Source organism: Blautia sp. MSK20_18 (assembly GCF_020553125.1).
GTDB lineage: Bacteria > Bacillota > Clostridia > Lachnospirales > Lachnospiraceae > Blautia_A > Blautia_A fusiformis.
Genome location: NZ_JAJCGR010000055.1, coordinates 1 through 13,299 on the forward strand (window position 1 = coordinate 1; position 13,299 = coordinate 13,299).

Sequence of the window (13,299 nt, forward strand, 5' to 3'; positions counted from 1 at the left end):
AATTCATCTCACCGCCTTAGAGGCGGGAGAATTCTTCTCTAAAATGTGTTAAAATCAGGTGTTCCACTACCAAACAAATGTGGGGCTTTAAACTCAGGTGTTCCGCAGCCAAACAAATGGCGGAACTTTAAAATCAGGTGTTCCACTACCAAACAAATGCGGGGCTGTAAATTCAGGTGTTCTACGACCAAAAATGTAGTGCTGTAAATTCAAAGAGAGGAAAATTCCTCTCTTTTATTTTTTTACAACAAAAAATCCGGCTGTATTCCACAGCCGGCAGCAATCAGTTCTCGTACACAAATCCATTAGTTAACTTTGCGACAATTTCTTTCGCATATTCTTTTGTCAGTTTCTTTTCCAGTTTGATTTTATATGCTGAAATACATTGCAGGCCCTCTTCCTTGTCATAATACAACTTGGAGATATACTCCGCCTTCATTGGCAGGGTTTTTGCATATGCTGAAACTATACGCTGGTATTTCAGATATTCTTCAGCATTCTCATACATCCGCCAGTCTCCGTATTCTTCATACTCATACATGAACGGAAGTGATTCCAGACTGGCTTTTCTGAGACTTACATCCATGACATTTAAGATATACATGACATTTTCATCCACACTCTCGCCAGGAAGAGCCGTATCACACCAGAATGCTTTGTCTACCATCTCATCGAACAGCCCTTCTGGAAGTGTATCACCAATCTCTTCCGCAAAATCAGCAATGGACATTCTGCCCTGCAGGTTTCTGATAACAGATTCTGCTTTTTTGATTTCTTTTTTAGAAGCAGCGATTTTCGCATCAATTGCACGCTTCTGCCCTTCCAGCTCTGCAATGCCATCATACAATGATGCCATATATCCGAAAGCATGTTTTTCTTCTTCAGAGACATCATCTGCATCAGAAATGAAATCAGTATCAATGTTTTTGTATGTTACACCGTCCGCATCAACATATTCATCTTTTCCAATCTCTACTGCTACAACCGATTTTGTCTTTGTTAACTGAATGCTTACGATTCTTTTATCACTCATTATTTTACTTCCTTTCTTGTTTTGAATGTTTTTTTCTTCATTTGCAATATGCCGGATTTTTTCGTCAAAAAAACGCAAAAACAAAATCAGCCAGATAGCAAACAATCGCATTTTTCAGAACATATATTCTACTTACCGGAATGTTTGCAAAAATTTCGCTTAAAATGTATACAAAACAGCAAAAATGTTATATACTTTTTAGCAAAAAGGAGGTTTTAGTAATGCCAAAAGTTAAAGTAATTCGTCCTACAGAAGAAATTGAAAAAGAGTTAGCTGAGCTTGAGGAAAACATTCAGGCCGCAGCCGCATCTATCAAAGAGATGAAAGCAACCAGAAGAGCGTTAAGAAAACAGCTTGAACTTGCACAAGCAAAAGAAGCCGAAGAACAACAGGCTAAAGCAATTAAAGAACTTGCAGAGCTGATGAAAGAAAAGGGTGTCACTGTCGAATATCTGAAAGGCCTTATGCAGTAGTGAAAAATGCTTTCCCGCAGCCGGCTTACGCCGGCTGCTCCTTTTATCTTTCGTCTACCTCTCCCCATCCTGTAATATCGCATACATTCTTAATCCATTTTTTTGCTTCTGTATCCCTATTTACAAAGCAATCCCATACTTTAACTGCACATGCTGTATCCTTGGCCGCCAGGTCCAATAAATCCCACATGCCTTCAAATGTAATTGAAAACGGAATCGCAGTATTCTCATCATCAGAATCCGGATAATAAACTTCTACCTCAATTGGGAGCAGCTGTCCCTTATATGCACCTGTGCAATATCCTTTTTCTGTTTTCAGTGTTAAGCCCAATGCGTCACAAGCAACTTCTTTTGGGGTAGTTAATAAGTTGCCCATAGCCCGTCCTACTGGCTTTTCTGTGTCATCAAAGTCCAAGTTGATTCCGATTTCATCTAATACAGAGTCAACTTCATTAACCGCCTTTACGGTAGAAAGTGCTTTCATAAAAATTCTTTTTCTGATTTTTTTATCGTTTTCCATCTTTTTTTCGCGCAGGGTACCCCATCTGACGTAGAAACAATATTCCTTGTTTCGCAGTCGGGTGGGGAGGAATGCGCGGTTTTACATTCCTCCTGCTTCCTCCTTTTCTATTAATTAAATACTGATTTGGAATAACCGCCAGCGTATTTAAATAGTTTAATTTTTGATACCTGTACTGACTTTTTAGTTTTAGAAAAAACGACTCTTGTACCTTTGTGCTGGCATCCTGAAACTTCAATTTTATTACCGTTATAAACGATAATGTCATGAGGCTGAATGGGGTAATGTTGCCTCCTGATTGCTCTTCTTCCAGGAGTTACTTTTTGTAACCGATACTGATGTAGATTCTCTGAGTCTTTCTTATGATTCCTGCTGATTCTGCCATTAAACAACTCTTGGCCGCTTCGCTTTTTACCGTCACGGCTGTCGATATATTTTGCATCGTAGAATTTCTCCAGACACCGGTTGTTCCTGCGCTTTTTCTTATAGCATATAGGTTTTGAACGGTGCTTTGGATGAAACTGCCCCATTACAAAAGCATCATTAACGTGTGATTTGTCAATATCCAATGCCCTGCGCCGTTCTTTCGTTTCAGCGCCATATGTAATATCAATATCAATATCTGGAAACAACGCTTTTACTTCGTTATATAGTTTCCATCGAATAGTAGTCATGTATGTTGCACCCTTAAATGATGCAATCTTTGGTTTCCAGTTATACAACTTACCGCCTTGCTTGTGATTTGCCGGTGTATGGCATTTATCACATACAGTGATGAGATTTGACATACGGTTTGTTCCGCCCTGGCTTCTGTATACGATATGATGTACATGAAGAATCGCACCGTCTTTTATTGCCCTTCCGCAGCACTGGCATGTATATCCATCACGCGCGAACACCGCTTCGCGGAGTGTTGTAATACCGTATCTCTCGCCATGCTGATAATCTACTCCTTGCGGTAATGGTTTACCTTCTTCTCTGGCCTTCAAAACCTGAGTATCAAAGTTGCCCATTTCTAAGGTAATATCAGTAACTGGCATCACTTTACAGATACGTAAAATTGCCTGGATGTGGATACTTTTCTTATGCTCCAGAGATGGAGCAATCCACCTGTCATTACGTTTCCGGTTATTAAACCGTGGCTGGCGGTATCTCTTTCTGCTTCGTCTCTGTCTGCGGTACATCCTGCATGCATCATGCCTGGCTTTTTCGTTTGTTAATGTATCAATCTGTTCAGCCAGATATTCGTGCTTCTCTGATTTTACAGATATTCCAATATGTGTATATCCTGTATCCACACAAAGCTCTATGGGCTGAACATCTCCAGATTCCCTTTTGGTAAGCTGTATGGTAAACGGATGGTAACTATACTTGATTGCTTTACCTGATTTGAGCAGCTTACGTGCTCTGTGTTCACTTGTTGGCATTAATCTTTCGCCTGTCTTACTAATTACTGCAACTGGCATAAGCTGCCCTCCTTTTATTCTTATATTTTCCCGGCAAGCCGGGATGGCTTACGCCTTCTGTATCAACTATTCCCAAACATCCGAAGATATTTAAAAGCAGCCCATACAGGTTCTCTATCCTTTCGGTTCCGGTAAGCCGGCGCCTAGTCAGAATCGGTTGTCCTCATCGCCAATGTTATCCGATAGTTTAGCGCATACTGCACTTCTCCTACCCTAAGAGATGTTTAACAGCATACCGCAGAGCGTGAGACTTGAGGAGCATCCCACGGTGCCTATTTTACCGGTAACGTAGTATTAAACTAGCCCGGAAGGCTTCGTTTAACACTGAGGCTAACCAATAAGGCCTTGCGGCCAACGCCTCTAATAAATATGGACAGGACTAATAAAAAATACAGAATAAAAATATGCATGTTTTTACAAGCCCCGTCCGAGATTTATCTCGGGCGCGGGTTATTGACGTTTAATCCTCCTTGCGTTTCATATCTTAAATATGCTGCTTTTTTGTATTTCTGTGAAAATTTGCGGAAAAACATTTTGCTTTTGTGGTAGCAAATGGAAATTTTCGGTGATTCACTCGCAAACCTTTTTTCTTTTTTTAAAAATCCTGCATACTAGAATAAACAATCAACTTATTTCAGGAGGAAAATTTATGCAGAACTATCAGATTAGAAAAAAAATTCACCCAAAACAGCGTGTCGCTGTTCTTTTAAAAGAAGACTATGAAAATGGAAATCTTACATACGGAATCGTAGATGAAATTTTGACAAAAACCGAAACACATTACAGGGGAATTAAAGTGAAAATCAAGATTGAAAATGAAACAGAAGAAGAAAAAGAAATCCGAAAAGAAAATCCAGATTACCGCCTTGTTGGCAGGGTAAAAGCAATTCTGCCAAAGCAGAAAGCGAAGTGACCTGGATGGCTGAAGGATATATTTACATAATAATGCAGCGAGCTATGCTCGCTTGCACCAGACGCGGGTGAAAAACCACGCCCGTCGATGACAAACCCATGTCTACATGACATGGTCAAAATCGGCTATGCCTCCGATGTGGAGGCTCGCCGAAAACAGTTAAGCACTACTGCACTTCCTTTCGAATACGAGATATATGCAACATACGAGACATCAGGTCAGCTGGAGGATAAAAAACTGCACGAATTAATCGATACATTGAACCCGAAATTACGTCTCGCCAAAAATCGGGAATTCTTCGCAATGTCGGCAGAAAAAGCTTACCGATTGCTTGAGGCTATCGCTATCATATCAGGCAGCGCTGACAAATTGAAGCGCGTGGCTCCGATGCAAGGCGAAGGCGTAGTAAACAGCACAAGAAAGCAGTCTCATTGTTCAGGCAGCAGCGGACGAAAACAAAGACCGGCAATCAACTTTCAAAAATGCGGCATACCAGTCGGTGCAGAACTTGTGTTTATCGACGACGATTCCGTCAGGGCGACGGTCGTGGACGCAGAAAAGAATAAAGTAGAGTACAATGGCGAGACCACTTCTCTTTCGCCGCTTGCTGAAAAGCTCCGAAATGTATCAGCCATCCAGGGAGCTTCTGTTTTTACATACAATGGGAAAAAGATTACGGATATTGCAGAGGAGACACAATGGAAAGAAGAATGATTGTCTATCCTAGCCAAACATCCAGAGCAACAGAAAAGGCGCTTTTGGCGCCTTTTTTTGTTTTTCTTTTGCCTCGTTGTATGATATACTGAATACATCCGCAATTTGTTAACAGATGCTACATTTTGCATATTGAATATACATAGCAAACAAGAAAGGGGAATGCAAAATGCAGGACAAAAAATTTACAGAAAGGCTGAAACAGCGCCTCACGATTGAGTTTCAAAACCAGGACCGCAGTGGAGCATATGGCTTTACACAGCGCAGCATGGCTTACAACTCCAATAAGATTGAAGGAAGTACATTGACGGAAAGGCAGACCGCATCATTATTTGATACAGGCACGTTTTTCGCAGATGACGAAGACACAATCTTCAGAGCAAAAGACGTGGAAGAAATGAACGGTCATTTTAAGATGTTTAACTACATGATGAAACACGCAGGCGAACCGCTTACTGCCGATATTATCAAAGGCATGCATAAAAACCTCAAAGAGGGTGTCTTCGAAGATATGGCAAACGGATACGCAGTCGGAGACTGGAAAAAGCGTGCAAACCTTGTAGGGGATATTACCACTGCTCTTCCACAGGAAGTACCGGCAATGGTTGAAGCTCTACTTGCCAAGTATACCGGCAAAAAGAAAATTGAGCTGCGAGATATTGCAAAATTCCATGCTATCTTTGAAAATATCCACCCGTTCCAGGATGGGAATGGCCGCGTTGGACGCATGATTCTGTTAAAGCAGTGTCTTGACGCAGACATTACCCCTGTCGTAATCAGAGACGAAAACAAAATCAAGTATTACCGGTACCTTAGTGCCGCGCAGAACAAGCACGATTATGCACCGCTTATTGATTTTTTTGAATCAGAACAAAAATGGTATCAAGAAAAAGTAATACCGATGATTTTTGATTATGATGAATTGCAGTAAACAGCAAGAAGGGGGATATATAACATGGCAGGGATATCAGGAAGCTTAAGCGACATTGATGCTATTGAGCGAGAGATGTTTGATGATTATAATGGCGAAGGTCCAAAGCACAAAGATGAGGAAGAATTTTATGGAGAGATGCTTGATGACGAACTCCTAATTGAAGACTACGAACCAGATTTAAGTGATGAAGATGCAAAAACCGGCAACGATGAGCGAATGCTCTATGTTTTTGGTGCAGCATATGATTGACGACGAATTATTTTCTTCGTTAATGACACCACAGAGGCTTATCGATTATATCAATATGGACGATTGCCACGGTGAGTCATACGAAATTTTTGACTGTATGTCTGAATTCGGAAAAGTCAAGCCACTCAGATACAAAGGCTGGCAGCCAGGATGTCTGATTGAGGTTGTTGACGAGACCGGCAAAGTCATTCTTCGTGGATATGGAGAGGACCACTAACTTTTTATTTTTTCTGTATTTTATCAAGCACAAACGAACAGGCCGATTAATCGGCCTGTTGTTTTGTTTTTCTGCTTGTTTTTCTCTTTATCTTTTTTATTTTTCACTTATTTTATTTTTATTACATTTCGCATCTCTGAGCGGCGTTGTCAGAAACGCCATGGACGCATGAGATACCTGTGCCGCCAGTTTACCGGCAAACATGTTTAAGTCTTTTCTTACAATTATTAATTGCCGCATGTGCTTTTACCTCCTGGCTTGATTATTTTTTTTTGACTCATTTTAGACAGAAAAATCAAGGTTATCGATGATATTGTCCTTATTGCATTTCTTATACAAATCGCTTGCAGCATTAAGCACAATCATCTTATTAACCAATTTTGAAATCCACTCTTCAGGAATAGCATTAAGGCCGTAAATAATGCCAGCAATTCCGCCTGTTATAGCGCCGACAGTATCTGTATCATCGCCAAGATTCACCGCTGTTAAGACAGCATCCTTATATGTTGTTGTATGGAAAATACACCACAAAACGGCCTCTAATGTATCTATTACATACCCAGATGACTTAACACTTGATGCTGACATAGAAAGTATCTTTCCTGAGAAAATATTTGCAAACGCAGATTGTATCTTGTCTTCTGTGTAATATTCAGCAAATTCACGACATACGGCATCATATGCAGTTCTAATGCTATTTGTTTTTAGCAGGCGGATTATTAGTTCCACGAGAAAATGACAGGCAACTTTTGAAATAATATTTGCATGCGTTAAGGATGATACCTGATATATCATATTCTTCGTTTCTTCAAAATTATCAACATCAAGCAAGTAAAAAGCAAGTGGATGTATACGCATCAGAGAGCCGTTTCCATTACTGTATTCATCTTTCCTTCCGGCTTCAATCGGAGATACTCCTTTATGCATTCTCCATATAGCCTCTCTTGTCGTATTTCCAACATCAAACACTTTCCCGTTTGCTGTATACTTACCTTTATACAACCAATCCATCATCCTGCGGGCTATACTGTCCACGTTAAACTCTTTATCTCCCAAGGCTTTAATTAATGCAATCGTCAATGACGTATCGTCCGACCATGTTCCAGCTTTCTGATTATGCGTCCCTTTACCCATCATGTCTTTAACCGGGTTTTTACTTAATTCTTCTCTTGAAGCAAACTCAACAGGCACTCCTAACGCATCGCCTACTGCAAAACCAACAATTGAAGCCATGACCACATTGTTTAGCATGCAATATTTTTCGCATTTAATCCTTCCTATCATGACGCTAACAGGCTTTATCCTTTTATATTTTGAGCACCAAGTCTTTCCTGGTATATTATACTTGCAGCTTTCGCAGCAAGCCTCTTTGACGTCGAACAAATTATTTTGTACATCACTCATTTTTTTTACCTCTTTTTTCTTTGCTTCCAAGCCTCCCCATTTCCATTCCGGTTCGGCTCCTTTTTGGCTCCTTTTTGGCTCTTTTTTTGGCTCCTTTTTTGGCTCCTTTTTTTGTTCTTCTTTTAATATGCTGAATTTTGAGATTTTTTTTGAGTTTCTTTTTATTTTTTGTTTTCTTTATTTTCTTTTAGTGCAGCAAAAATGTACAGCAAAAAGCAGCCGGCGAAGCCGGCTGCTTTGCAGTTAAAAGACCTTTGAAAGCAGGTCAATGTTTTTTGGAGTTTTTGTTATTAATTCTTTTATGTAGTTTTCCATATAGTCCCAATCGGGGTTGCCAGACGAGTCAACGGGAAGGAAAATTTCCTCTTCATTAATTTTTTCTTTGCTGATTTTGTTCGTATAATCATAATTTGCATGTTTTTTTTGTAAAATCGAGCATATAAACAACCCATTGTATTGATTTAGATGCGAATTTCTTATTATTGCAATATTTACAGAAGCACAAAAATCAGATTCTTGGAAAAATACATTTTGAGCATAATTGATAGAAATAGTTATTGCATTTTTCTTGAAGATTTTTGTTGGTTTTACGTATCTATCTAATCCATTATTGGAATTTGTTTCCTGAATTAACGGGCAATCACCTTCATCGTTTTGTTTAGGAGCCTTTTCTTTTCCTCTCTCTTGAACGAAAATATCCTTAATGCGAAACCTTTTCCATATTCTACCACCCGAAGCAAAGGTAACTTTTTTATATATATCCTGGAGTTCGCTTAACGTTATCCGCGATAACGTATCGCGGCTGTTATCCGCGATAACGTATCGCGGCTGTTATCCGCGATACTACACATAAATTTTTCAATTCCATCCCAATCAGGCTGCCCGTTGTCTCCAGAGGGTAGAAATACAAATTCTTCAGCCAACTTGGTTCCAGTACACATTTCTTGAAAACCATATTTCTCTATAGTTGTTTTTTCAATTACGGCACCGATAAATCTTAAAGACATTTCAGACATATCTTTTTTGGGTATTAAAATGTTGACTCTACCATGAGAAACACAATAGAACGGCTTTTCTTGATAAAAGGCTTTTCCAAACATATCAACTGTTAGAAGGCCAGCATTCCATAATTTTGCATCTTGTTTTTCTATATAGGCACAAATGCCGTTATTTTCTTTACCAGACGATACTAGCGGAAAAGAGCCTTCATTTACAAGTTTTGGTTGTATATCATCTTTTGACAATGAGATTTTAAATAAATCTCCGATACGGTATTTTTTCCATTCTTTTTCCATCTTATTTTCTGCCGTAGTTATATCTATTTTCTTTCTATGCCCTTTTTGCTTAAAAGTCCTGTCTTGGACTTTTTTTTGAATTTCTTTTATGTAGCCTTCCATGAATTGCCAGTCGGGCTCATTGATAGTCTTAGCTGGCAGAAGAATCTTAATTTTTAGGGCATCATCTCTTCTGAACTTATTTGAATAGTTATAACCTTTTGTTAATGCTTTAGCCTTAAATACCGTCATAATATATTGCATAATTTCATCTGAATTGTTATCAAATTTAGGATACATTCCCTGAACGTGTGAATATCCAATAAAATTTTCTTTTTGATAAAAGATAGAATTTGCATCAGTCGTATCTGAAAATGTAATAATGCCCCCATCTTCAGTTGCTGGCAAATCTACATATCCGCCAATTCCATTATTGCATGATGAATTAACTACAACAGGAGTGTTTCCAGTAGTTGAAAATAATTCATGATTTGTTAATCCAAGATTTTTTGTCGGGTGTATATCAAATAACTCCGATATTTCAAACTCCTTCCAAGAAGAGGTATCAATCTTATTCATATTTATACCCCCCCCCCGATACTTCACGCGTTAATGTATCAAAGTCAGGAATATATTTTGTTATTGCAGGCAATTTAATATAAAGTTCTGGTAGCACAGTGCTTGAAAGCTGGTCTGCATATACAAAATTGCTTATTACTTTTTTAATAACAGTCACAAGAAATTGTGCTATATATGTATTTAAGGTCTTGTTTTTCAGCATCAGACAATGAACCTTCATATCTAATGATGTCTTTTCCGGTTGATAAAAAACTGTCCCCAAAAAACTTACTGAAATGAAATTTTCATACGTTCTATAGTTTTTATTTTTAATATCTTTGTAGTATCCAGTAATTCCATTATTAAAATTTGAAACAGTAACTCTCGGTGTATTTCCGTCCTCAAAATCTCTTTTTGATATCATAGCTCCAGTTGGAACCTGAATTGATGAGCCACTTTTTTCTGTTATAAATAATTCTGAAATTTTGAATTCTTTCCACCCACTCACATCAATCTTTTTCATCGCCTTCTCCTTTCAACCGAATCACCGTTTCACCGTCCTTTTCTTCTACTTCAGAACTATACAGCACACTCTGCAGCAACTGTTCATTAAAGGACTTCACATCAACCCCGCGTTTATACATCTCATAATCCATTACGCATTTTACGAAATCTTCTTCAAAGATTTCAAACGGCTTTTCCGGCATCTGATAAGATAAATGCTCTGCCGGATTGATTATCTGCCTTGTGTTATATTTTGGTTCATTTCCATCCTGGATTGCCTGAATCCAATAATCTTCAATGTCATCCCATCTGTTTTTTATGTCCTGGCGGCCTTTGTTCTTAACTGTTTCAAGCCCATCGTCTTCTATATAGTATCCGATAATATTTCTGCCGTTTTGCGGCTTACCAGCCTCAAAAACGAAGATTGAAGTGGTTACTCCAATTCCGAAAAACAAATTTTCCGGCAGCTTGACAATTGTTTTTAATGTGTGTTTTTTAAGCGCATTTTTAAGTTTTGTTTCTTTTTCCAGCTTCTTATCTGGCATGATAAAAGCGCATTCAGTGCCAACCGGCACACTATTCAGAACGTTCAGAACTATATCCGCACATTTGTTCTTACGCTCATAAGGCGGGTTCATCAGAACTTTTGTGATACCCTTTTCTTTAATCCATTCGGCAGCTTCTAATGATTTGGCATCACCGTGAAGCAGATTGGTCTTGCCATCTTTATGTATCAGAAAATTTGCACAGGCGAGAGCATAAATCTTTCTATACATCTCAATACCGAAAAGCTGCTTTGATTTAATTTCTTTCGCTTTTTCCGTCATCGGCCCACCGGCTTCACGAATCATATTTGCCATTGACTTTACAAGGAAAGCACCAGAACCACATGTTGCATCAAGTACTTTATCGTCCATACGAACATCAATTAACCGATACATGAAAGAAGTTATATGGTCAGGAGTAAAAACCTGTCCGGCATCCGCTTTACCACGATAACGGTTGAACTCGTTAAAGAATATCGACATAACGTCCTCACCGTTCCATTGCTGGCTGTTTATCAAATCTGATATTTCGCATACATTATTAATAAAATCATTGATTGCATCCTGGTCTTCGGTAATTGACATTCTGACAGCAGAATACTCCTCAAGTAAGATATTTAGCTTATCATTTTGTCTTTTGTCTGACTCAATCGCCTTTGCAATAGCGCTGTAAATCCAGTTATGAAACGTACTGTAATCCATATCTTTTAATCTCTGCAGCCCATTCTTTGGATTATACCTTTGTGCCACCAGCGCGCAAGCGGTAAAAATCATCCTGTCCTGTAAATCTGTCATACCAAACTTAAAATGTAGACTGTTATTAATTCGCTGTGTAACTTCGTAGATGTGGTTTTTATCTAGCTTTTCTTCGGTAAACAACGCCAGATAATACGTTTTTGGCTCTAACTTTTCCGATACCTCTTCCAGAAGTTCTTTATTTTTATATACCTTAACTTCTTTTCCGTTATACAAAATTCCGATAACTTTACTGTACTTATTCAGCACAATGTCAATATTTTTAAACAGTTCTTTTTCATATTTTTCTTTTAGTTCTTCCGCCTCCGATTTCGTTTCCAAAATAATCGCTGGCCGTCCTGCATCATCAGGAAGATACCATCCATCAGGCTTGTCTATAATCCCCTTAAATCCAAGCTGATTGAATGTTGTAATCTGTCCGGTTCCCTGCTGCACTCCATTTTCTATCTCATCAAAACCGAGAATGACTTTAGCTTCATCACGGACTTGGTCTTCAGTTTTGTATGTCATATGCTTTCCCTCTTTTTTTATTTTTTTTACACCTACAAAATGCCGGATTTTTCCCCAACCACGATTATTTTTTCCAATTTTTTTATGCTTTTTTTTGTTTATCTCCGTGCCGCCACCGCAAAAAAAAGAGCCAAAACCATTTCGGTCTTGACTCTTTACGAATAAAGCAAACAACAAATACTTAATCAAACATAATCTTGATGAAAAAATCAGATTTTTTATCATGAGATTCAATTTCATCAAATCCGAATGTGCGAGCATCAGCATTCTCAGCATTCCAGTTGAATACACTTTTCACGATATTGCCTTCTTTGTTTTCGAAATTATACGCCATACGAACATAGCAGAATTTTGGAATACCATTAACATACTTGAAATTTACAATAATTCGTGAGTATTCCTTTATTTCATCCAATTCTTTTGTATTTAAAAGCACAAGTTTAGAGATTCCACAGTTTTTATTAAGCGTTTTACATGCATTAAATCTGCTCAAGATTTCATCGGCGTTTTCCACAACAAAATCTTTAAACTCATCAACGCGGTTATTATTTGCATAATATGCAGTGTTTGACACGATTTCGTCTGACTCGTTGATTTGACACAGCAAATCAATAATCTGCATCTGATTAGCATTTAGATTATCAACTTGAAGCATCTCTCCAATCATTTTTCCAAGTGTTTTTTTAGTTGTTCTTTCCATGTTTTTTTTCTTTCTTGACTATTGATTATTTTTTTAACAAATGTAATATGCTTAAATTTTTCCCAACAAAAAAAGCGGCCTTCCGCCGCCATGCTGTCTCGAATTCTAGTTATTGTCTCTTACTCCAAATTCCTCAAAAATCTTTTCATACTTTCCTGCATTTTTCTCCTCATCATAAATCGTCAGATTCATAACATGAGAGATATCCAGGCTTAAGATTCCGAGGATTGATTTTGCATCAACGATATACCGTCTGTCCGGATTGCTTAAATCAGCGTTAACATCAACCTTGCTGATTTCGTTTACAAAATCTTTAACTTTACTAATAGTTTCAATCTTAATTTTTCTTGTAATCATTTTTCTCTCTCCTTTTTTGTTTTCCGGCTTCGCCGGGTGCTTATATTTTCGATTACAAGAATAATATGGTGAACTACTCGGCAATTAAATTACCGAGCATCTGATGTGCGGAGCCTGGGCCCCGTAGATTCAGGGTGGGTCCATACCACCACTACTGTTTTTTACGCAGCTA

17 protein-coding genes are annotated in these 13,299 nt (G+C 38.3%); 6 read left to right on the plus strand and 11 right to left on the minus strand.

Annotation, left to right across the window (positions count from 1 at the left end; genetic code table 11):
• Positions 1 to 283: 283 nt before the first annotated feature.
• Positions 284 to 1,033 carry a hypothetical protein gene (locus tag LI091_RS17170; RefSeq protein WP_173734630.1) on the minus strand — a complete coding sequence of 250 codons (750 nt, stop codon included), beginning with the start codon at positions 1,031 to 1,033 and terminating at the stop codon, positions 284 to 286.
• 221 nt (positions 1,034 to 1,254) lie between these two features.
• On the opposite strand from LI091_RS17170, the gene LI091_RS17175 reads away from it, so the two are divergent.
• On the plus strand, positions 1,255 to 1,506 hold the full coding sequence (locus tag LI091_RS17175; RefSeq protein WP_173734631.1) for a hypothetical protein: 252 nt from the start codon (positions 1,255 to 1,257) through the stop codon (positions 1,504 to 1,506).
• Between the two features lie 43 nt (positions 1,507 to 1,549).
• Here LI091_RS17175 and LI091_RS17180 read toward each other — a convergent pair whose 3' ends face one another.
• Entirely contained in the window at positions 1,550 to 2,026 is a 477-nt protein-coding gene (locus tag LI091_RS17180) for a hypothetical protein (protein WP_265191402.1), read from the minus strand.
• 110 nt (positions 2,027 to 2,136) lie between these two features.
• The gene (gene iscB / locus LI091_RS17185; RefSeq protein ID WP_173734633.1) at positions 2,137 to 3,492 is read right to left on the minus strand and encodes an RNA-guided endonuclease IscB; all 1,356 of its coding nucleotides are present in this window, start codon (positions 3,490 to 3,492) and stop codon (positions 2,137 to 2,139) included.
• A gap of 649 nt (positions 3,493 to 4,141) precedes the next feature.
• Between iscB and LI091_RS17190 the strand changes: the two genes are divergently transcribed.
• The 5 genes from LI091_RS17190 (at position 4,142) to LI091_RS17210 (ending at position 6,519) form a co-directional block, all read left to right on the plus strand.
• Positions 4,142 to 4,405: a DUF2196 domain-containing protein gene (locus LI091_RS17190; RefSeq protein WP_173734634.1), complete on the plus strand. Its 264-nt coding sequence runs from the start codon at positions 4,142 to 4,144 to the stop codon at positions 4,403 to 4,405.
• Between the two features lie 87 nt (positions 4,406 to 4,492).
• Positions 4,493 to 5,119, plus strand: coding sequence for a GIY-YIG nuclease family protein (locus LI091_RS17195; RefSeq protein ID WP_173734635.1), 627 nt, complete (start codon positions 4,493 to 4,495; stop codon positions 5,117 to 5,119).
• 169 nt (positions 5,120 to 5,288) lie between these two features.
• Positions 5,289 to 6,050 (plus strand): Fic family protein, encoded by a 762-nt coding sequence (locus LI091_RS17200; RefSeq protein ID WP_173734636.1) that lies wholly within the window; start codon positions 5,289 to 5,291, stop codon positions 6,048 to 6,050.
• 24 nt (positions 6,051 to 6,074) lie between these two features.
• A complete protein-coding gene (locus LI091_RS17205; protein ID WP_173734637.1) occupies positions 6,075 to 6,302 on the plus strand; it encodes a hypothetical protein in 228 nt (75 codons plus the stop codon).
• A complete protein-coding gene (locus LI091_RS17210; protein ID WP_173734638.1) occupies positions 6,295 to 6,519 on the plus strand; it encodes a hypothetical protein in 225 nt (74 codons plus the stop codon). The genes LI091_RS17205 and LI091_RS17210 overlap by 8 nt, the downstream gene beginning before the upstream one ends.
• A gap of 96 nt (positions 6,520 to 6,615) precedes the next feature.
• On the opposite strand, the gene LI091_RS17215 is transcribed toward LI091_RS17210, so the two are convergent.
• From LI091_RS17215 to LI091_RS17245, 8 genes are all read right to left on the minus strand, one after another.
• The gene (locus LI091_RS17215; protein ID WP_173734639.1) at positions 6,616 to 6,759 is read right to left on the minus strand and encodes a peptidyl-tRNA hydrolase; all 144 of its coding nucleotides are present in this window, start codon (positions 6,757 to 6,759) and stop codon (positions 6,616 to 6,618) included.
• A gap of 42 nt (positions 6,760 to 6,801) precedes the next feature.
• The gene (locus LI091_RS17220) at positions 6,802 to 7,953 is read right to left on the minus strand and encodes an ADP-ribosylglycohydrolase family protein (protein ID WP_265191403.1); all 1,152 of its coding nucleotides are present in this window, start codon (positions 7,951 to 7,953) and stop codon (positions 6,802 to 6,804) included.
• 213 nt (positions 7,954 to 8,166) lie between these two features.
• The gene (locus LI091_RS18790; RefSeq protein WP_442860787.1) at positions 8,167 to 8,739 is read right to left on the minus strand and encodes a restriction endonuclease subunit S; all 573 of its coding nucleotides are present in this window, start codon (positions 8,737 to 8,739) and stop codon (positions 8,167 to 8,169) included.
• A complete protein-coding gene (locus LI091_RS17225) occupies positions 8,703 to 9,776 on the minus strand; it encodes a restriction endonuclease subunit S (protein WP_173734641.1) in 1,074 nt (357 codons plus the stop codon). The genes LI091_RS18790 and LI091_RS17225 overlap by 37 nt, the downstream gene beginning before the upstream one ends.
• Positions 9,769 to 10,278, minus strand: a complete 510-nt coding sequence (locus LI091_RS17230; protein WP_173734642.1) for a restriction endonuclease subunit S — start codon at positions 10,276 to 10,278, stop codon at positions 9,769 to 9,771. Before LI091_RS17230 ends, LI091_RS17225 begins: the two co-directional genes overlap by 8 nt.
• A complete protein-coding gene (locus tag LI091_RS17235; protein WP_265191404.1) occupies positions 10,265 to 12,295 on the minus strand; it encodes an HsdM family class I SAM-dependent methyltransferase in 2,031 nt (676 codons plus the stop codon). The genes LI091_RS17230 and LI091_RS17235 overlap by 14 nt, the downstream gene beginning before the upstream one ends.
• A complete protein-coding gene (locus LI091_RS17240) occupies positions 12,252 to 12,770 on the minus strand; it encodes a hypothetical protein (protein ID WP_173734643.1) in 519 nt (172 codons plus the stop codon). The genes LI091_RS17235 and LI091_RS17240 overlap by 44 nt, the downstream gene beginning before the upstream one ends.
• A 105-nt stretch (positions 12,771 to 12,875) precedes the next feature.
• Positions 12,876 to 13,127, minus strand: coding sequence for an HPr family phosphocarrier protein (locus tag LI091_RS17245; RefSeq protein WP_110102628.1), 252 nt, complete (start codon positions 13,125 to 13,127; stop codon positions 12,876 to 12,878).
• Positions 13,128 to 13,299 lie beyond the last annotated feature (172 nt).

Bases quoted from the DNA above. Each gene is read 5' to 3' on its own strand.
- LI091_RS17170 (WP_173734630.1), bottom strand. From the start codon at position 1,033: ATGAGTGATAAAAGAATCGTAAGCATTCAGTTAACAAAGACAAAATCG.
- LI091_RS17175 (WP_173734631.1), top strand. From the start codon at position 1,255: ATGCCAAAAGTTAAAGTAATTCGTCCTACAGAAGAAATTGAAAAAGAG.
- LI091_RS17180 (WP_265191402.1), bottom strand. From the start codon at position 2,026: ATGGAAAACGATAAAAAAATCAGAAAAAGAATTTTTATGAAAGCACTT.
- iscB (WP_173734633.1), bottom strand. From the start codon at position 3,492: ATGCCAGTTGCAGTAATTAGTAAGACAGGCGAAAGATTAATGCCAACA.
- LI091_RS17190 (WP_173734634.1), top strand. From the start codon at position 4,142: ATGCAGAACTATCAGATTAGAAAAAAAATTCACCCAAAACAGCGTGTC.
- LI091_RS17195 (WP_173734635.1), top strand. From the start codon at position 4,493: ATGACAAACCCATGTCTACATGACATGGTCAAAATCGGCTATGCCTCC.
- LI091_RS17200 (WP_173734636.1), top strand. From the start codon at position 5,289: ATGCAGGACAAAAAATTTACAGAAAGGCTGAAACAGCGCCTCACGATT.
- LI091_RS17205 (WP_173734637.1), top strand. From the start codon at position 6,075: ATGGCAGGGATATCAGGAAGCTTAAGCGACATTGATGCTATTGAGCGA.
- LI091_RS17210 (WP_173734638.1), top strand. From the start codon at position 6,295: ATGATTGACGACGAATTATTTTCTTCGTTAATGACACCACAGAGGCTT.
- LI091_RS17215 (WP_173734639.1), bottom strand. From the start codon at position 6,759: ATGCGGCAATTAATAATTGTAAGAAAAGACTTAAACATGTTTGCCGGT.
- LI091_RS17225 (WP_173734641.1), bottom strand. From the start codon at position 9,776: ATGAATAAGATTGATACCTCTTCTTGGAAGGAGTTTGAAATATCGGAG.
- LI091_RS17230 (WP_173734642.1), bottom strand. From the start codon at position 10,278: ATGAAAAAGATTGATGTGAGTGGGTGGAAAGAATTCAAAATTTCAGAA.
- LI091_RS17235 (WP_265191404.1), bottom strand. From the start codon at position 12,295: ATGATAAAAAATCTGATTTTTTCATCAAGATTATGTTTGATTAAGTAT.
- LI091_RS17240 (WP_173734643.1), bottom strand. From the start codon at position 12,770: ATGGAAAGAACAACTAAAAAAACACTTGGAAAAATGATTGGAGAGATG.
- LI091_RS17245 (WP_110102628.1), bottom strand. From the start codon at position 13,127: ATGATTACAAGAAAAATTAAGATTGAAACTATTAGTAAAGTTAAAGAT.